This window comes from Nonomuraea sp. CA-143628 (genome assembly GCF_050942315.1).
Taxonomy (GTDB): domain Bacteria; phylum Actinomycetota; class Actinomycetes; order Streptosporangiales; family Streptosporangiaceae; genus Nonomuraea.
This window is the reverse complement of record NZ_CP192072.1, coordinates 405,776-422,766: the sequence shown is the minus strand read 5'-3', so window position 1 is coordinate 422,766 and position 16,991 is coordinate 405,776. Positions and strand designations below refer to the sequence as shown.

The following is a 16,991-nucleotide window of genomic DNA, read 5'->3' as shown; positions in this document are numbered from 1 at the left end:
ACTCGCTCGCGTGACTCGCTCACGTGACTCGCTCAGGTGACCGCGAGCCGCTGGGCGTACTTCTCCTCTCGCCAGAGCTCCTTGTCCAGCACCTCTGCCAGGACGGCGGCGGCGTCGTAAACGTCCACGAACCGGGTGTACAGCGGCGCGAAACCGAAGCGGAGGATGTCCGGCGCGCGGAAGTCGCCGTACACGCCCCGGTCGATGAGCGCGCGCATCACCGGGTAGCCGTCGGGGTGGTAGAGGCTGACCTGGCTGCCCCGCTGGGCGGCCTCGCGCGGCGAGGCGAGCTCCAGGGAGTCGCCGACCAGGTCGATGAAGAGCGAGGTCAGCGCGACGCTCTTGGCCCGGACCTGGCGCATCGGCACCCGCTCCCACACGTCGAGCGCCGCCTCCAGCGCCGCGAACGACAGCACGTGCGGGGTGCCGACCGCGAACCTCCTGATCCCCTCGGCCGGCCGGAAGTCCCGCTCGAACGCGAACGGCTCCGCGTGGCCGTGCCAGCCGGACAGGACGTTCTCGGCGGCGGCCTGGTGGCGCGGGTTCACGTAGAGGAACGCGGGCGCGCCGGGACCGGCGTTGAGGTACTTGTACGTGCAGCCGACCCCGAAGTCGGCCTTCGAGACGTCCACCTCCATGGCGCCGACGCTGTGGCACACGTCCCACACCATCAGCGCCCCCGCCGCGTGCACCCGCTCGGTCACCGCGGGCACGTCGTGGCGGGCGCCGGTGCGGTAGTCGACCTCGGACAGCAGCACCACGGCCGCGTCGTCGAACCGTCCCTCGGCGAAGTCGCGGATCTCGTAGCCCAGCGTCCTGGCCAGCCCTTGGACCATGTAGTGGTCGGTGGGGAAGTTCCGTACGTCGGAGACGATCACCCGCCGGTCGGGCCGCAGCCGCGTCGCGGCCGCGACCGCCTGGTAGATGGCGATCGAGGTGGTGTTGCCCACCACCACCTGGCCGGGGCCCGCGCCGATGAGCGGGGCCAGCCGATCGCCCGTGGTGAGCGGCTGGGCGTACCATCCCGCGTGGTTCCACCCGCCGACGAGGTGCCCGCCCCACTCGTCCTCGACGGCCTGCCGGACCCGTTCGGAGGTACGGCGGGGCAGCGCGCCGAGCGAGTTGCCCACCAGATAGACGACGCCCTCGGGCAGCACGAACTCGTCCCTGAAGTCCCGCAGCGGATCCTCGGCGTCCAACGCGAGGCAGCGGTCGCGATCCAGCACGCGATTACTTCCTTTCTGGGGGAATCGTGGCGATTACCCGGTTGATGCCATTTTCGTACTTCCGGACGTACCAGTTCTGCACCGGATTGTGCGTCGTGGGGTCGAGCCGGAACGTGCCGCGCGGGCTCGCCAGGTCGCCCACCCGGCCGAGCGCCGTGGACAGGTCGCCGCCCAGCGCGGCCGCCCGGTCGATGAGTTGCATGGCGTCCCAGCTCTGCAGCGCCACGGCCGACGGGTTCCGGCCCGTCCTGGCCTTCCAGGTGGCCACGAACGCGGCGTTCTCGGGCGTGGTGAGCGCCGGTGAGTAGAGCCCGACGCTGGTCATCCCCTCGGCGTCGGCCCCGATGGCTTCGAGCACGTCCTCGTCGGCGAGGTTCTGGCAGGCCAGCAGGTCGATCTTGGTGTCGTAGCCGAGCTGCTTGAAGGTCTTGGCGAACGTGACCGCCTCGCCGCCCGCGTAGAAGGCGTACAGGAGCTTGGCGTCCGGCGGGATGCGCTTGAAGTAGGGCGTCAGGTCCTCGCTCTTCCCGTACGGGGTGAGGATGCGCTTGAGCGGCTTGACCCCGTAGCCCTCGGTGAAGCCGTCGAGCGTCTCGGTGCCCCCCGAGTAGTCGGAGGCCATCAGCACGACCCCCGCCTTGCCGTACCGCTCGGCGGCGTACCTGCCCGCCGCGTAGCCGTGCGCGTGGTTGGTGAACGAGACCCGGAAGACGCCGGGCCCGCCCAGCTCGTCGGCGCCGGCGTTCGCGATCACCACCGGCGTGCCGGCCGCCTCCTTGACCACCGACACCGCGACCGGCGAGGCGAGCAGACCGGTGATCACGCTCACCCGATCGCGCGCGATGAGCGACCTGGCCTGCTGCTGCCCCTTCTCCGGGTTGCCCGCGTCGTCGGCGACGACCAGCGTGGCCGGTCTGCCGCCCAGCTTGCCACCGTGCTGGTCCAGGTAGAGGCGCATGGCCGCCTCCATGTCGTCGCCGAGCACGGCGTAGACCCCGGTCTGCGAGATGATCGCGCCGACCTTGAGCGTGGGATCCGGCTGCGACTCCAGCGTGGGCGAGACACCGCAGCCCGCCGCCATCAGCACCACCACCAGTCCGAGGAGTGGCCCGCGCACCGGCGCTCCCCTCAGGCCCCGGACCGGGAAGGACTCGGCAGCGCTCCCGGCTTCACGACGCCGCGCGGCTTCATGAGGAGAACACCGCGCGAACCGACCCCAGGCCCTCGACGTGCGCCTCGAAGTCGTCGCCCGGCCCGATCGGCACGATGGGCCCGAGCGAGCCGGTCAGCACCACGTCTCCGGCCCGCAGCGCGTGATCGGTCCGGCCGACCCGGCTCGCCAGCCATACGGCCGCGTTGAGCGGATGGCCCAGGCAGGCGGCGCCGGAGCCGGTCGAGACCTCCTGGCCGCCGCGCGTCATCGTCATCGCGGCACCGCGCAGATCCAGGCCCATCAGGGAGACCGGCGTGTTGCCCAGCACGTACGCGCCCGCGGAGGCGTTGTCGGCGATCGTGTCGGCCAGCGTGATGTCCCAGTCGGCGATGCGGGAGTCCGCGATCTCGATGGCCACCAGCGCGAACTCCACCGCCCTGATCACCTCGGCCGCTGTGAAAGGCCCGCCGACCAGGTCACGGCCGAACACCAGCGCGACCTCCGCCTCGGCCCGCGGCTGCAGGAACCGCTCCACCGGGATAGGAAGCCCATCGAGGTAGGCCATGTCCGCGAAAAGCATGCCGAAGTCCGGCTCGTCGATGCCGAACTGCTTCTGCATCAGCGGGTTGGTGACGCCGACCTTCCTGCCGACCACCCGCCGCCCCGCCTCCAGCGCCCGCCGCGTGTTGATCTCCTGTACGGCGTAGCCCTCGGCGGCGGTGCTGACCATGTCCCTGACGGGAGCGCACGGCTTGCCCGAGCGCACGGCCTCGGCCAACCGGTCGGCCGCGTGGGCACGGGCGTCTACCGCCGCTGACCATTCGTCCTGCATCGGGCTGCTCCTTGGGTAGGCCCTGGAATGTCTCTAGCATCGTCTCCTCCGGCGGCTCCAGGCGCCATGCCGTACATAGCCGATCTGTGCCACACCGGCCCGTCTTGCTGCACAACCACCCGCTGATCGCCATCCTTGACTCCATGCAGAAGCGCACAGAACGCATCACGGCCCACGACGGCTCCTTCGACGCCCACGTCTGGCTGCCCGACAGCGGCAGCGGGCCCGGCATCCTGCTCATCCAGGAGATCTACGGCGTCGGGCCGTACATCGCGAAGGTGGCGGAGGAACTGGCCGGCCTCGGCTACGTGGTGGCCGCGCCCGACCTGTTCTGGCGGCTCCAGCCCAACTGGATCGGCGAGCACACCCCTGAAGGCACGGCCGCCTCGATCGACCTGGCCGGGCGCTTCGACTTCCCGCAGGCCGTGGCCGACTGCGCGCTCACCCTCGCCCGGCTGCGCGAGCTGCCCGAGGTGAGCGGCGGCTGCGGGGCGCTCGGGTTCTGCCTGGGCGGATCGCTCGCGTTCATGCTGGCCACCCAGACCGAGCTCGACGCCGTGCTGTCCTTCTACGGCTCGGCCGTGCCCGAGGCGGCCGGGTTGATGGAGCGCATCGGCTCGCCCTTGCTGCTGGTGTTCGGCGGGAGCGATCCGTACATCCCGCGCGACCAGGTGGCCACGGTCGAGCAGGCCGCGGCGGGCCGGGCCAACGTGCTCATGCACGTCGAGAAGGAGGCCGGGCACGCCTTCCACAACAGCGAGTCGCCGATGTTCCACCAACCGGAGCCCGCCGCGCGGGCCTGGGAGGTCGCGCTCGCCTTCCTCGCCGACCACCTCCCCGCGCGCCCGTAAGTACCTGTCCGAAGCGACAGGTTCCCGTACCCACGGGACGGCCGCCATCATGGTCCGATGGCTCGGACGTGGGATTTGTGGGGAACCGTCATTATTGCTGGTACCTTTGCGCTGCCTTTGGCCGTACTGGCAATCTTGCTCCTCGCCCGTCACCGCGCCCGAGCGGGCCACCCGGCACCCATGCGCACCGCCCTCGCCGACATCGGAATCGCCGTCGGAACCGCCCCCTGGGTGTGGATGATCCTCACCCCGGCAAGCGGTCAGAGCGGAGTCAGTCTCGTGCCGTTCAGGGACCTCGCCGACGTGCTCAGCGCCCCTTGGGAGACCGCGTTGGTGCAGGTGGGAGGCAATCTGCTGGTATTCGCGGCGCTCGGCGCGCTGGCGCCCGTACGCACGGCGCGGATGGCGTCGACGGCCCGCGTCGCCGCCGTGGCGGCCGTCGCGTCGATCACCGTGGAGGCCCTCCAGTACGGCCTGCGGCTGGGCCGCCTCTCCTCCATCGACGACGTGATCGTCAACACAGCGGGAGCCGTGATAGCCGCGCTGATTACTCGCCGCTGGTGGGCGAGCCGAGTAGTGGCCGGGACCGTTCCAAGGTAACGGTCCGCTGAAACCCCGCCGACTTCACCACACGGGCATGATTCGCTCAAAAGAAGCTCGCGACCATCCCCCTTATCTGTGCGATCGTGGACAAGACGGGGCAAGTTCTCTGGAGACGCCATACGGGTTGGTGACAGAGGGTGGTCGAACGTGTCTGAAGTCCCGGTATCCCACGAACCCCCGATCTATCGACGCATCGCCGACGGTCTCCGCTCCCGGATCCTGTCCGGCGAACTGCGCGACGGGGATCGGCTACCGGGCGAGAACACGCTCATGGCCGACTACGGGATCGCCCGCGCCACCGCCAGGCAGGCGCTCGCCGTACTGATCAACGAGGGGCTGGCGGTACCGAAGCGAGGCTCGGGGGTCTACGTGCGATTGTTCAAACCGATACGCCGGCACGGCTCACGCCGGCTCTCCCGTGAGCAATGGGGTCAGGGCCGTACCATCTGGGACGCCGACACCCGTGGCCGGCCCTTCACCGTGGACGAGGTGGAGGTGGCGCGCGAGCGGGCGCGCGAGGAGGTCGCGAGCGTCCTCGAAAGCGGCGAGGTGTGGGTACGGCGGCGCCGCTACTCGGTCGACGCCCGGCCCGTGCAGCTGGCCACGTCGTACTTCCCGGCCGGCCTGGTCGAGGGCAGCGCCATCACCGCTCCCGACACGGGTCCGGGCGGCGTGTACGCGCGGCTGCGCGATCTCGGCCTGCCACCCGCCCACTTCACCGAGGAAGTGCGCGCCAGGATGCCGGGACCGCGCGAGACCGGACTGCTCGACCTGCCCGGCGGCACTCCGGTGATCGTGATCACCCGGACCGCCTACACCGCCAACGGCCAGCCCGTCGAGCTCAACGAGATGGTTCTGGACTCGGCGGCGTACGTACTTCAGTACGACTTCGACGCCTAGGTCAAGCAGAAATGTCAAGCGATAGGTTGACCTGTCCCTTGCGATCATTGCCTTCTCTAGAGATGTGACGCAGGCTTCAAGGAGATGGAACCTGCGCGGGTCCCGGAGGGATGATCAGATGTCCTTTGATCGGCATCTAGCCGACATCGCCCGGGAGTTCGCGCTCTGGACCATCTGGCGGAGCGACGCCGGCCGTTGGTGGGCCACGCGACATCACCCGCTCAGCGCCGCGCAGCGCGAGGCCGGGTGTGCGATGACCATCGACGCCGACGACCCGGAGAGCCTGCGCGAGCAACTCCGGGACCAGGAGAGCAGGGCCGACGAGCACGAGCCGCGAGCCGGTCCCGCGCCTCCGTGACAGCGTCGCGACGGACCGCTCCAGCGGTGCGCCGCGGACGCTCGCGAGCAGCCCGGTGCCGGGGTCAGCGACTCGGCGGCCCCGGCACCGGGCCCCCATAGGGGCCACGATCGCGGAAGCCTCCGACCCGATCGGGGGCGGGGGCTTCCGCCCGTGGGACGTGAAAAGGGCCCCGCCACATCGGGCGGGGCCCTTCGAGTTCGCCGGGCATCCGTTCTACTGCTCCCCCGCAGGGATCCCAGATCGTCTTCTTCCCCCCGAAGGGGCCACTCCCCTTTAAGGACCCCAGCCACCACGGGCCGTCACACCGATCGAGACGGTCGGGTGACGGACCGTGGTCAACCCACCAGCGCCGATTACCGGCGAACGTCCGAGAGACGGCCGATGATGTCGACGTCCGTGTCGTCCGAGACGGGCCGCTCGACCTCCGCCGTACGCTCGGCCGGGTTGTCCTCGACGATGACCCGCACGTCGTCCTGCGGCGTCGGAGCCGCCGTCGGCACGCTCTCCGGCTCGTGGACCTCGTGGGCCTCGTGGACCTCCTGGAACTCCTGCACCTGGGCAACCTCGACCTGCTGGGTCTCCTGGTCCTCCTGCGGGGCGGCCTCCAGAGCGGCGGGTTCGGGCGCGGTGGGCGGTTCGATGACGAGCGGGCCCGCCTTGCCCTCGGTCTGCATGAGGTCGCCGAGCACAGAGCTGATCTCGGTCAGCCTCCGTACGACCTCCGTGTGCGTGTTGCTCAGGTATTCGACGCGACGCCCCGCGTGCTCGTCGAGCGAATCGGCCCGCTGCTGCGCCGACGCCAGCGTCGACTCGGCCTCGGCGCGCGAGCTCGCGAGCGTCCGCTCGGCCTCCGCGCTCGCGGACCCCACGAGCTGCTCGGCCTCCTGCTTGGCGGCGGTGAGCACGCCGTCGGCCTCGGCCCGCGCCTCGCGCACGGTGTCCTCGGCTTCGGTACGGGCGCTGGTCAGCTTCTCCTCGGCGTCGGCGCCCGCCTGAGCCAGCATGCGCTCGGCGGCCGCCGTCGCCTCGCCCACGCGCCGCTCCGCCTCCGACTGGGCGGAGGTGAGCATGTTGTCCGACGTCTCACGTGCCGAAGAGACCAGCCGGTCGGCCTCCGACTTGGCGGCGTCACGCACGCTGACGGCCTCGGCCTCCGCGTCCTCCTTCTTGGCGGCGGCCTCCTCCTCGCCCAGCCGGAGGATCTGCGCCAGCCTGGGGCTGAGGTCCTCGTAACTCTGCGGCGCCTCCACCATGCGCCGCCTGGCCTCCGCCAGCTCGACACGGCCCTGTTCGGCCTGGTCGATCGCCCGCGCCAGCCGCTCTTCCAGATCTCGGACTTGGTTACGGGTACGGATCATGTAGTCGTGCACCTGACGGCGGTTGTAGCCGCGCATCACGACTTCGAAGGTGTCCTCTTGCATCAGATCGGGAATGCTCTCGTGCTGGTTTGTCATGGGGGTTACCTAAGGGTTTGCGTGAGGCGGGGGAAACCGGCAGCTTGTAAGGGTCTGGCGTCGAGACGTCAGGAATCGACTTTCCTGCCATCTGCCCACGTCCGCAACCGGAACACCAGACCTGGGGCGGGAATTACGATGTGACGGGTGTACATCGCAGCATTGGACAACGGAGCAGTCCCGGACATTCATCCCGAGGCGTACATCGCGCCAGGCGCCGTCGTGGTGGGCAGGGTTCGGGTGGGCCGGGCGTCCAGCATCTGGTACGGCTCCGTTCTCCGGGGTGACGACGAGCGGATAGAGATCGGCGAAGAGTGCAACGTACAGGATCTGTGTTGCCTCCATTCTGACCCAGGCGAGCCGGCGGTCCTGGAGCACCGGGTCAGTCTCGGCCATAAGGCCATGGTGCACGGCGCCCATGTCGAAGCCGGTGCGCTGATCGGCATCGGCGCGATCGTGCTCGGCGGCGCCCGCGTCGGCGCGGGCACCTTGGTCGCGGCCGGCGCCCTGATCGGTCCGGGCAAGAAGATCCCGGCCGGGGTGCTGGTCGCCGGGGTGCCGGGGAAGGTCGTGCGCGAGCTCACCGACGACGACCGAGCGAGCTTCGCCCGCACGCCGGACAACTACCAGGCCAAGGCGCTCAGGCACCGGACGGCGTCAGCACTTTGATCAGGACGTCGTCCGGCACCGAGGCGGTGTTGAGCGCGTCCGCGTAGTCGGGCAGCTCAGGCCGGAGGAACCGGACGAAGTCGACGGTCATCTTGACGTCGGGGATGCCCTTGACCTGCTGGGCGTTGCCCTTGGCGGCGTCCTTCTTGAGGGTGTTGTAGCTGTTCCAGTCGGTGTAGGCGGTCATCCCCCACTGCAGCACCTCGGGCAGCTGGGCCGGCCACCGCTGGCCGACCTTCCAGGCGCCGCCGTCCTCCTTGTACAGGGCCACCGCGACGGTCCCGACCCTGGCCAGGACGAGCTCCACCCAGCCGGTCTTGACCTTGGCCTCCTTCGGCGCGGAACTGCCGTTCCTGGTGTACGTCATCTCCAGCTGGCCGCTCGTATCGGCCGTGCCGGTGGTCAACGACAGCCAGTTCGCGTTCCCGGACGAATTGGGCACCCTGGCCATCAGGCCGCCGAGCGAGAACTTCTGCGTGGGCTTGGCGCCCTTCTTGCCCTCGACCTTGAGCCGCGCGTGCATGACGATGTCCCCGGCGAGCTCCTGGTAGACGAACGGGCCCCGGAAGCCGTCAAACCAGGCGGAAACCTTGGGCTCCAAGTACAGCGAGCCCTTGGTGGTCGTGCTCACATCGAGTTTGGCGATCCGATCGAGGTCCTTTTCGGTGTCGCTCAGCTTGCTCCACACCGACAGATTCTTGGCGGTGTCGAACTCGTCCGACGCCGAGCCCACCTCTCCGCCGGGCTTGGGGGGTAAGGCCTCCTTCAGGGTCAGGACGCCGGGGCCGGTGGGGGACGGCTGCACCGAGGTGGCCGTGCCGCACCCGGCGAGCACACCCACGACCGACAGAACCCCTACTAGCGTTGCCCTCATAGCGGACATTCTGCCGGGTAAAGCCCGTTGTTGATTCAGAACGGACCAGTACGATGGCCGCCGTGCGGTCCTGGAATGCGTTCACCGCCGTCGAGGCGACGGTCCGCGCGATGGTCGCCGACCCGCGCTGGCCGGGGCTCCCCGTGCCCGATCGCGCCCAGGTGATAGCGGCCAGGGCCCTCGTGACGCCCGAAGGGGACCGGTGGCTGTTCGGGGCGCACGCGCGCTGGTACCTGCACGACCCCGCCGACGGCCGCTGGCACCTGTCGCCGCCGCCCAGGGACGCTCGTACGCGCGACGCCCGGCACCCCGCCGCGGTGCTGCCCGTCCGGGTGATCCCCCGCGGGCCGGACTTCGCCGCCGAGCCGGGCTCCACGCAGGCGTTCGTCGGTCCAGACGTGCCCGCCGGGCTCACCGATCAGATCCGGCGGCTGCTGCGGGCCGAGGAACGCCGGTCGGAGCGCGACTATCCGTTGAGCGCCTTCGACGCGATCTTCGCCAGAGACGTGCCGAGCACGGTCGCCGCGATCTGGGGAACGATCATGTGGTGCGCGTACGCGCCCGCCTTCGACGGCAACGAGCGGCTCATCACGGCCTTCGGCGAATACCTGCGGCGTCCGCTGCCCGGTGACGAGTGGGTGCGCTGGCTGCCCGCGCCGCCGCTGCTCGACCTCGTCACGCTCGTCTCGGAGCGGCTGCGCGCCGGGCACTCCCGCGCCGCGCTCCGGCTGGCCGCCACGATGGCCGACACGGCCCAGATCCTGCTGTCCGACGCCCGCTTCAGGCCGCGCGCGCTGGCGCTGCTCACGATGGTGGAGCCCACGCTCAGGCAGCCGCACCTCGACGACCGCGCGGCCCTGCGCGACGACCACTCGGTACGGCAGGCGTGGCTCGACCGGCTGCCGGAGCGGCTGGGCCGGGCGGCGCTGGTGGAGACCGACCCCGAGACGCACTTCCGCCACACCGTCTACGACCTGCTGGAGGCGCTGGACTTCACCACCGAGCCGTCCCGGGCGGCGGCGGCCTTCCTGGCGGACCTCTCCGACTCGCGGGGGCTGCTTCCCGGGTATCTGGACCATCGGTTGCGGCGGGCGTACGAGGAGCTCGCCCGGGCGGGGCTGACGAGCACGTCTGCGGCGGAGACCACCCAGCCCGAGGGCTTCCCCACGCAGGCGCCGTTGCCCTATCCGTGGCGCTCCGGGCCGCCGGAGACGGGCGCCTACGCGGCCGTACCGAGGACGGGCGCACACGCCATACCTGAGACAGGGGCTTACGCTCTGCCCGAGACAGGGGCTTACGCTCTGCCCGAAACGGGCGCACACGCTATACCCGAAACGGGATCCCACGCCCTGCCAGGAACGGGCGCGCACGCCATACCCGAGACAGGGGCCCACGCGCTCCCTGGAACGGGCACACACGGCGCGCAGGGGGCGCCGGGCTTCGGTGTGCCGCGGGCGGCTGAGGCGGAGCAGCCCGTGCGAGAGGGGCTGCGGGCGTCTGAGGCGGAGCGTCCCGTGCGGCAGGGGCTGCGGGCGTCAGGATCCGGTGTCGAGCCGCCCGATCGGGCGGCCGCGGCGGCCGTGCTGGGGGCCGCGTACGCCGTCGGGCTGGCGTGGGGCCGGGTCACAGGAGCGCGGGTGCCGGAGCGTGGGTTCGCGGGAGCGGCGGCGCTCGTGCACCGCTTGATCGCCGAACGCGATGACTTGCCGTTCTAAACCACTAATACCGATATTTCACCCTAACCTCGCCTATATCGTTCTAAGACTTGAGGCAACGCACCATTAGCTGAATTGTGATCTCGGATTGGGGAAATGATCCCCGTGGGGCCCAGGAGACGTTGAAAGGAATGACTCCGATGGGCCATGTCGCCGGAAGGGCCTCCGCCGTAACCTCGTAGAGGGTGTGGGCTGCGGAAGGAAGGACGACGCGGTGGGGCACGACGACCTGGACTCTCGGGTCCACGACCGTGTCGCGTTGGACGAGATTGCGCTCTACGCCGAGGTGCTCACCGCTGTCGCTATCAGCGAGCGGCGGTTGACCTTGGACGAGCTCGACGACGCGCTCGGATTGCGGACTTCGGCGAGCCGCTGAAGACCATCACTAATGACCTAGTCCCGGATCCCCGTGGGGTCCGGGACGGTCGTTTATAAGGATGGTTCACCACGGCACAACATGACTAGTCAGTTGAGCCCGCCGTCTCCTACGAACGGACGAGACGCGCGATCGCCGCTGACGCCTCTTTGACCTTCGCCTCCGCCTCGGGCCCGCCGGTGTTGATGGCGTCGGCCACGCAGTGCGAGATGTGCTCCTCAAGCAGCCCGAGAGCCACCGCCTGCAACGCCCGCGTCGCCGCGGACACCTGGGTCAGCACATCGATGCAGTAGGCATCATCGTCGACCATCCGCTGCAGGCCCCTGATCTGCCCTTCGATGCGCCTGAGCCGCGTCAGATATGCCTGCTTGTCTCCGCTGTACCCATGCATGTTCCTAAGGTACCCGGAAGCGGAATCGCTCAGCGGAGGTCGCTGATCAGTTTCTCCCACTGTTCGCCCACTCCTGTCGCCTCGTGCCGGATGGCCGTCTCCAGTGCGCCCGCCGCGAGCGAGCGGCGCCGGCGCTCGTCGTCGATCAGCGCGAGCAGCGCGGCCGCGAACATCTCCAGCCCACCGTCGGACGCCGGCACCAGCACCCCGTTGTAGCCGGTGGCCACGAACTCGTTCGGCCCCCTGGCGCCGTCGAAGGCCACCACCGGCACCCCGCAGCCCATGGCCTCCAGCACGGTCATGCCGAGATCGGCGGTGCTCGAGGTGTTGGCCACGATCGACGCCTTGGCGAACTCACCCGCCAGGTCCGGCGTGACGCCCATGAAGTAGACGTGGTTGTGCAGGTCGAGCTCGCGGACGAGCGCGCGCAGCCGCCGCTCCTCGGGGCCGCCGCCGTACAGTCGCAGCTGCCAGTCCGGCCGCTTGTCGGCGATGGTGGCGAACGCCCGGATCAGCCTGTCGTACGCCTTGACGGGCTCCCAGCTGCCGCCCGCCGCGACGATGCGGTTGTCCATCCGCGAGCGCGGCCACGGACCGTCCGGCAGCGCGTCCGGCACGGCGTGTACGGGCGTCCCCTCGCCCAGCAGGCTGCCCCACTCCTCCTGCGCGCTCTCCGTGGCCGTGACGACCGCGTCGAGACGCGGATAGAAGCGTTTGACGGGTCCGGGTATCGCCGGGTTCGTCCACTCCCTGGCGAGCTTGAGCGTCTCCCGTGGCGCGTGCCTGGCCGCCTGGACGCTCAACCCCGGCCTGGTGGTGATGAGGACATCGGTCTTGAGGCCGCGCAGCACCCGCCAGAGCGCCACCTCGGTGCGTACCTGCCCCCTCGGCAGCAGGTGCCTGACGCCGGGCCGGACGTCGACCACGGGGCGCAGCGCCACCTTCGGGCTGACGGGGAAGAACGGCTTGTCCTTGTGCCGCCTGAGGCTGATCACCTCGACGTCGTGCTGGCGGTCGGCAAGGGCGGTGGCGAGGTTGAGGGTGGAGCGCACCTCGCCGCGCATGGAGTACGCGGACGAGACGACGATGCTGACCTTCACCGGCCCACCTCGATCCGGAGCTCGTCCTCGGCGGTGTAGGCGGGTCTGACGGCCACCCCGTCGACCCGGGCGGACGGGTAGTGCAGCCGACGGCGCTTGCCGTCGATGTCGTCGAGCCGGGCACCTAGGGCCATGGGCGTCGGCACCCCTTCGACCTCCAGCGACGGCTCCCAGACACCCGAGGACTCCGGATCGGCCTCGACGACGTCGACCAGGGAGAACGCGGCGTGGAAGCGCACCCCCTGCACGGTGGCCACCGTGCGGATGGTCGTACCGGCGGGCTGCTCGCGCTGGAGCGCCAGCCTGGCCTCGTGGCGCGAGTCGTCGTTCTCCAGGCCGGTGTAGGCGAGCAGGCCCATCACCTCGAACCGGCCCTCCCTGAACCAGATCGAGCGCACCTCCGCCGCCGGCTCGGCGTCCGCGATCTTCAGCGCCAGGAACCCGTTGCGGGTGCGATAGGAGCGATAGGCGAGAGTCCGCTTGCACAGGGCGTAGGCGTCGAGGTGATCGAGCGAGAAGCCCGGATCGATGCTGCGCAGCCGCGAGCGTTTGCCATCGCGGCGCAGATAGGCGTCCCAGCGGCCGGGGCTGAGCATCAGCGGCGCCAGCGACACCGCCAGGCTGGCCTCCCGCGTCCTGGCCCCCGGCGTGCCGAGCAACACGTCCCGCTCGACCCCCGTCGTACGGTGCCTGAGCACGAGCTCTGTGCCTTCCCTCAGCGGCTCCTCGATCGCGAGTCGCAGGGAGAGCACGTCGGCGAGCGTGACTTCCGCGTCTGTGACGACGACGCGCATCACGAGCCCCCTCCCCGTCGAATGAAGCCATGCGACGTTGAGGTTACCGTGATTTTCCCGTTATGTGGATGGCAGTTTTCCGCCACTTGGGCCCCCTGACGTGCGGAACTCCTCTACAAGCGCTGTAGAGGAGTCCGACATTCCCCCGTCAGGAGGCGCTTTTAACCGATTTGATCAGGAGCTGGGCCACGTCCACGACCTCGAGGGACTCCTTCGCCTCGCCGGTGTTCTTCTTCTCGTTGATGGCGTCGCCGAGCATCACCATGCAGAACGGGCAGGCGGTGGAGACGGTGTCAGGATTCGTGGTCAGCGCCTCGTCGACCCGCTCGGTGTTGATGCGCTTGCCGATGCGCTCTTCCATCCACATTCGGGCACCGCCGGCGCCGCAGCAGAAACCGCGGTCCTTGTGCCGGTGCATCTCCTGGGTCTGGACACCGGGCACCTTCGACATGATGTCGCGGGGCTGGGAGTAGACCTTGTTGTGACGGCCGAGGAAGCACGGGTCGTGGTAGGTGATCTTCTCCTCGATCGGCGTGATCGGGGTGAGCAGGCCCTCGTCGACCAGCTTGGCCAGCAGTTGCGTGTGGTGTACGACCTCGTAGGTGCCGCCGAGCTGCGGATATTCGTTGGCCAGGGTGTTGAAGCAGTGGGGGCAGGTGGCGACGATCTTCTTGACGCCCGCCTCGTTGAGCGTCTCGATGTTCTGCTGGGCGAGCATGTTGAACAGGTATTCCATGCCCAGGCGGCGGGCCGGGTCGCCGGTGCACGCCTCCATCGGGCCGAGCACGGCGAACTTCACGCCCGCGATGTGCAGCAGCTCCGCGACCGCCTTGGTGGTCTTCTTGGCCCGGTCTTCCAGCGCGCCCGCACAGCCGACCCAGAACAGGTATTCGGCGTCCTCGGGCATCTTGTCCTCGACCATTTCGACCTCGAAGTCGAGCTCGGAGATCCAGTCGGCCCGCTTCATCTCGGACATGCCCCAGGGGTTGCCCTTGTTCTCCAGGTTCTTGACCATCACCCCCGCCTCCGACGGGAACGACGACTCCACCATCACCTGGTAGCGGCGCATGTCGAGGATGTGGTCGATGTGCTCGATGTCGACCGGGCACTGCTCGACGCAGGCGCCGCAGTTCGTACAGGACCACAGGACGTCTGGGTGAATCACGCCCTCCTCGCCGACCAGCGGCTTGTTCAGCAGCGCCAGCACGTCGGTGTCGGCGTGCTCGGTGGAGGCGGCCATCAGGTAGGGGGCCACCTTGAAGGCGTGGTCGCGCTGGTCGAGGATGAGCATCTTCGGCGACAGCGGCTTGTCGGTGTTCCACGCGGGGCACTGCGACTGGCAGCGGCCGCACTCGGTGCAGCTGTAGAAGTCGAGGAAGCCCTTCCAGGTGGTGTCGCCGATCTTGCCCCGGCCGAGCCGCTCCGGGTCCAGGTCCTCGTCCTCGAAGTCCACGGGCTTGCCGTCAACGCGCAACTCGGGCGCGCCGCCCAGGCCGTCGGGGCGGCGGGAGAACAACACGTTCAGCGGCGCCGTGAAGATGTGCAGGTGCTTGCTGTGCACCACGATGACCAGGAACACCAGCATGAAGCCGATGTGCAGCAGCAGCGCGATCTCCTCCAGCAGCGAGCTGGCGGGAAGGATCTTGCCCAGGGCCAGCGACGCGAAGGCGCCCGAGGAGTAGGGGAAGTTGCCGTTGGCCGCCGACGCGCCACGGGCCAGGAACAGCGTCCAGATGATGTTGAAGATCATGAACAGGACGAGCCAGGCGCCCCCGAGGTGGGAGCCGGAGAAGCGGGACTTGCGGCCGAGCGCCTTGGGGGAGTTCTTGACCCGGATGGCCGCGAAGGTGACCAGGCCGAGCAGGCAGGCCACCGCGATGAAGTCCTGCAGGAAGCCGAGCACCGCCCAGGTGCCGATGAGCGGGATGTGGAAGTCGGGCTCACCGGTGATCGCGCCCTGGATGATGGCGCCGTACGCCTCGATGTAGACGGTAAGCAGGATGAAGAACGCCCACATCACGAAGAAGTGCGCGACGCCGGACGGTGTCCACTTGAGCAGCTTCTTCTGCCCGAACACCTCCACCAGCTGAGTCTTCAGCTCATCGGCCGCGTGCGTCTTCGCGTACTCGATCCGTTCGGGCGCGGGCGGGCCCACCGTGGCGAGTTTGTACAGGAACAGCGTCCTGCGGCCCGCCACGGCGACCGCCAGGACGGTCATGACGAGCCCGATGATGGCCACCCAGAGCACGGGACCTCCCACTGACGATGTTGGCTGCCAGCGTACGGTTACGTCACCGGCCAGGCACTTCCGGAATCCTACCGACTGGTAACCTTATGACCGGTGGCGCGCCCAGAACAATGCTCTACCCCGTCAAGTAGCGCTGTATCGTCGGGGCCAGCAGTTCGACCAATTCCTCGGGATCGGCGCTCGCCAGCGGCTCCAGCTTGAGCACGTAACGGCCCATGACGATGCCGAAGATCTGCCCGAAGGCGGCCTCGATCCGCAGGGGCGGCACCTCGAGCCGGTCGGCGACCCGGAAGAGCAGGGCGTTGGTGATGAACTCCCGGAACATCATCTCGGCCTGCTGGTTCGTCATGGCCGACCGGATCAGCGCGATCATCGGCTCGCGCGTCTCGGGCTGAGCCGTCACCGTCAGGAGCAGCCGGACGAGCCGCTCCCCGATCTCCTCGCGCGGCCCGTCGAGCAGCACCGGCACGACCTGTTCGGGACTGACCGGCAGTTGCATCGCCGCCGCGAACATGCCTTCCTTGGTGTCGAAGTAGTGGTGCACCAGGGCCGGATCGACCTTGGCCTCCCTGGCGATGCCGCGCACGGTCGCCTTGTCGAACCCCTTCTCGGCGAAGACCCGCCGGGCCGCGGCGAGAATCTCCCCCCGTGTGTCCGCCGACCCCGGCCGCCGCCCCGGCCGCCTGGTGGTCACCGGCCCACAACCAGGTAGACGCGCATCGGCACGTGCATGACGCCCTCTGGGAAGACCTTGCGCAACTCCGTCCGCTGGCGTGCGACGAGCTCGTCGGCGGCCTCCGGGGACAGCGCCGCCATGTAGGAATGCGAGCGGAGATCCAGCAGGAAGTCCTCGATGCCGATCAGCCTGGTCCAGGCGATCCAGCGCTCCTCGACCACGTCCAGGGCGGCGGCGATGGGCGGCACGGACCACTCCTCCAGCGCCTGGCCCCAATAGGTCGGGCACGCCTCCGCCAGCCGTACCTCATAGGCGGCCAGCCAGTCGGCCTGGGCGGCGTGGGCGAAGTTCCAGCAGCCCACGACGGCCCCCTCGGGCCGCAGCACCCGCCTGGCCTCGGCGATCGAGACCACCGGGTCGAGCCAGTGCCAGGACTGGGCGTAGGTCACCAGATCGGCCACCCCGTCCGTCAGCGGCAGCGCGTTGCCATCGGCCAGCACCGCGACCGTGCCGCCGTCCTCGACCTTCGAGTGCAGGCGGGCCAGCATCGCCGCGCCCGCGTCCACCGCGATCACCCGCGAGCCCCGGGCCCGCAGCGCGCGCGTCAGGATGCCGGTGCCGGCGCCCACGTCGACCGCCGTCGCGCCGTCGAACTCGACGCCGGACACCTCCGACAGCGCGTGGTACATCTCGTCGGGGTATGTCGGCCGGGCCGCGTCGTAAGCGTCCGCGACGCTGTCGAACACCTTGCCCAGTTTCCTCATCGGT

Annotated in this window: 18 protein-coding genes; 7 read left to right on the top strand and 11 right to left on the bottom strand. The window is 69.5% G+C overall.

The window, feature by feature from the left end:
* Positions 1–32 precede the first annotated feature (32 nt).
* The 3 genes from kynU to ACQP2T_RS02040 all read right to left on the bottom strand — a co-directional run bounded on the left by kynU (position 33) and on the right by ACQP2T_RS02040 (position 3,211).
* The gene (gene kynU, locus ACQP2T_RS02050) at positions 33–1,226 is read right to left on the bottom strand and encodes a kynureninase (protein WP_433514489.1); all 1,194 of its coding nucleotides are present in this window, start codon (positions 1,224–1,226) and stop codon (positions 33–35) included.
* 4 nt (positions 1,227–1,230) lie between these two features.
* Complete coding sequence (locus ACQP2T_RS02045) at positions 1,231–2,343, bottom strand: ABC transporter substrate-binding protein (RefSeq protein WP_433514488.1); 1,113 nt, start codon at positions 2,341–2,343, stop codon at positions 1,231–1,233.
* Between the two features lie 70 nt (positions 2,344–2,413).
* Complete coding sequence (locus tag ACQP2T_RS02040; RefSeq protein ID WP_433514487.1) at positions 2,414–3,211, bottom strand: 2-keto-4-pentenoate hydratase; 798 nt, start codon at positions 3,209–3,211, stop codon at positions 2,414–2,416.
* Positions 3,212–3,354: 143 nt separating this feature from the next.
* On the opposite strand from ACQP2T_RS02040, the gene ACQP2T_RS02035 reads away from it, so the two are divergent.
* The 4 genes from ACQP2T_RS02035 to ACQP2T_RS02020 all read left to right on the top strand — a co-directional run bounded on the left by ACQP2T_RS02035 (position 3,355) and on the right by ACQP2T_RS02020 (position 5,923).
* On the top strand, positions 3,355–4,062 hold the full coding sequence (locus ACQP2T_RS02035) for a dienelactone hydrolase family protein (protein WP_433514486.1): 708 nt from the start codon (positions 3,355–3,357) through the stop codon (positions 4,060–4,062).
* A gap of 180 nt (positions 4,063–4,242) precedes the next feature.
* Positions 4,243–4,662 carry a VanZ family protein gene (locus ACQP2T_RS02030; RefSeq protein ID WP_433514485.1) on the top strand — a complete coding sequence of 140 codons (420 nt, stop codon included), beginning with the start codon at positions 4,243–4,245 and terminating at the stop codon, positions 4,660–4,662.
* Positions 4,663–4,812: 150 nt separating this feature from the next.
* The gene (locus tag ACQP2T_RS02025; protein WP_433514484.1) at positions 4,813–5,565 is read left to right on the top strand and encodes a GntR family transcriptional regulator; all 753 of its coding nucleotides are present in this window, start codon (positions 4,813–4,815) and stop codon (positions 5,563–5,565) included.
* A 118-nt stretch (positions 5,566–5,683) separates the two neighbouring features.
* Positions 5,684–5,923, top strand: a complete 240-nt coding sequence (locus ACQP2T_RS02020; RefSeq protein WP_357938852.1) for a hypothetical protein — start codon at positions 5,684–5,686, stop codon at positions 5,921–5,923.
* Positions 5,924–6,279: 356 nt separating this feature from the next.
* Here the strand turns inward: ACQP2T_RS02020 and ACQP2T_RS02015 are convergent, their stop codons facing one another.
* On the bottom strand, positions 6,280–7,380 hold the full coding sequence (locus tag ACQP2T_RS02015; protein ID WP_433514483.1) for a hypothetical protein: 1,101 nt from the start codon (positions 7,378–7,380) through the stop codon (positions 6,280–6,282).
* A 147-nt stretch (positions 7,381–7,527) separates the two neighbouring features.
* Here ACQP2T_RS02015 and ACQP2T_RS02010 point away from each other — a divergent pair, with 147 nt between their 5' ends.
* Positions 7,528–8,049, top strand: a complete 522-nt coding sequence (locus ACQP2T_RS02010; RefSeq protein WP_433514482.1) for a gamma carbonic anhydrase family protein — start codon at positions 7,528–7,530, stop codon at positions 8,047–8,049.
* Here ACQP2T_RS02010 and ACQP2T_RS02005 read toward each other — a convergent pair.
* The gene (locus ACQP2T_RS02005; protein ID WP_433514481.1) at positions 8,021–8,923 is read right to left on the bottom strand and encodes a hypothetical protein; all 903 of its coding nucleotides are present in this window, start codon (positions 8,921–8,923) and stop codon (positions 8,021–8,023) included. The genes ACQP2T_RS02010 and ACQP2T_RS02005 overlap by 29 nt on opposite strands.
* 62 nt (positions 8,924–8,985) lie before the next feature.
* Between ACQP2T_RS02005 and ACQP2T_RS02000 the strand changes: the two genes are divergently transcribed.
* Positions 8,986–10,638, top strand: coding sequence for a hypothetical protein (locus tag ACQP2T_RS02000; protein ID WP_433514480.1), 1,653 nt, complete (start codon positions 8,986–8,988; stop codon positions 10,636–10,638).
* A 214-nt stretch (positions 10,639–10,852) separates the two neighbouring features.
* Complete coding sequence (locus tag ACQP2T_RS01995; protein WP_175589978.1) at positions 10,853–11,014, top strand: hypothetical protein; 162 nt, start codon at positions 10,853–10,855, stop codon at positions 11,012–11,014.
* Between the two features lie 109 nt (positions 11,015–11,123).
* On the opposite strand, the gene ACQP2T_RS01990 is transcribed toward ACQP2T_RS01995, so the two are convergent.
* From ACQP2T_RS01990 to ACQP2T_RS01965, 6 genes are all read right to left on the bottom strand, one after another.
* Complete coding sequence (locus tag ACQP2T_RS01990) at positions 11,124–11,405, bottom strand: metal-sensitive transcriptional regulator (protein ID WP_080044376.1); 282 nt, start codon at positions 11,403–11,405, stop codon at positions 11,124–11,126.
* A 29-nt stretch (positions 11,406–11,434) separates the two neighbouring features.
* Positions 11,435–12,505: a glycosyltransferase gene (locus ACQP2T_RS01985; RefSeq protein WP_433514479.1), complete on the bottom strand. Its 1,071-nt coding sequence runs from the start codon at positions 12,503–12,505 to the stop codon at positions 11,435–11,437.
* Positions 12,502–13,299 (bottom strand): hypothetical protein, encoded by a 798-nt coding sequence (locus ACQP2T_RS01980; RefSeq protein WP_433514478.1) that lies wholly within the window; start codon positions 13,297–13,299, stop codon positions 12,502–12,504. Before ACQP2T_RS01980 ends, ACQP2T_RS01985 begins: the two co-directional genes overlap by 4 nt.
* Before the next feature lie 148 nt (positions 13,300–13,447).
* Complete coding sequence (locus ACQP2T_RS01975) at positions 13,448–15,547, bottom strand: (Fe-S)-binding protein (protein WP_433514477.1); 2,100 nt, start codon at positions 15,545–15,547, stop codon at positions 13,448–13,450.
* A gap of 115 nt (positions 15,548–15,662) precedes the next feature.
* Positions 15,663–16,241: a TetR family transcriptional regulator gene (locus tag ACQP2T_RS01970; protein WP_433514476.1), complete on the bottom strand. Its 579-nt coding sequence runs from the start codon at positions 16,239–16,241 to the stop codon at positions 15,663–15,665.
* Positions 16,238–16,987 carry a class I SAM-dependent methyltransferase gene (locus tag ACQP2T_RS01965; RefSeq protein ID WP_433514475.1) on the bottom strand — a complete coding sequence of 250 codons (750 nt, stop codon included), beginning with the start codon at positions 16,985–16,987 and terminating at the stop codon, positions 16,238–16,240. The genes ACQP2T_RS01970 and ACQP2T_RS01965 overlap by 4 nt, the downstream gene beginning before the upstream one ends.
* Positions 16,988–16,991: the final 4 nt, after the last annotated feature.

Coding starts and splice junctions, on each gene's coding strand:
- ACQP2T_RS02040 (WP_433514487.1), bottom strand. CDS start 3,211: ATGCAGGACGAATGGTCAGCGGCGGTAGACGCCCGTGCCCACGCGGCC.
- ACQP2T_RS02035 (WP_433514486.1), top strand. CDS start 3,355: ATGCAGAAGCGCACAGAACGCATCACGGCCCACGACGGCTCCTTCGAC.
- ACQP2T_RS02030 (WP_433514485.1), top strand. CDS start 4,243: ATGCGCACCGCCCTCGCCGACATCGGAATCGCCGTCGGAACCGCCCCC.
- ACQP2T_RS02020 (WP_357938852.1), top strand. CDS start 5,684: ATGTCCTTTGATCGGCATCTAGCCGACATCGCCCGGGAGTTCGCGCTC.
- ACQP2T_RS02015 (WP_433514483.1), bottom strand. CDS start 7,380: ATGACAAACCAGCACGAGAGCATTCCCGATCTGATGCAAGAGGACACC.
- ACQP2T_RS02005 (WP_433514481.1), bottom strand. CDS start 8,923: ATGAGGGCAACGCTAGTAGGGGTTCTGTCGGTCGTGGGTGTGCTCGCC.
- ACQP2T_RS01990 (WP_080044376.1), bottom strand. CDS start 11,405: ATGCATGGGTACAGCGGAGACAAGCAGGCATATCTGACGCGGCTCAGG.
- ACQP2T_RS01980 (WP_433514478.1), bottom strand. CDS start 13,299: ATGCGCGTCGTCGTCACAGACGCGGAAGTCACGCTCGCCGACGTGCTC.
- ACQP2T_RS01965 (WP_433514475.1), bottom strand. CDS start 16,987: ATGAGGAAACTGGGCAAGGTGTTCGACAGCGTCGCGGACGCTTACGAC.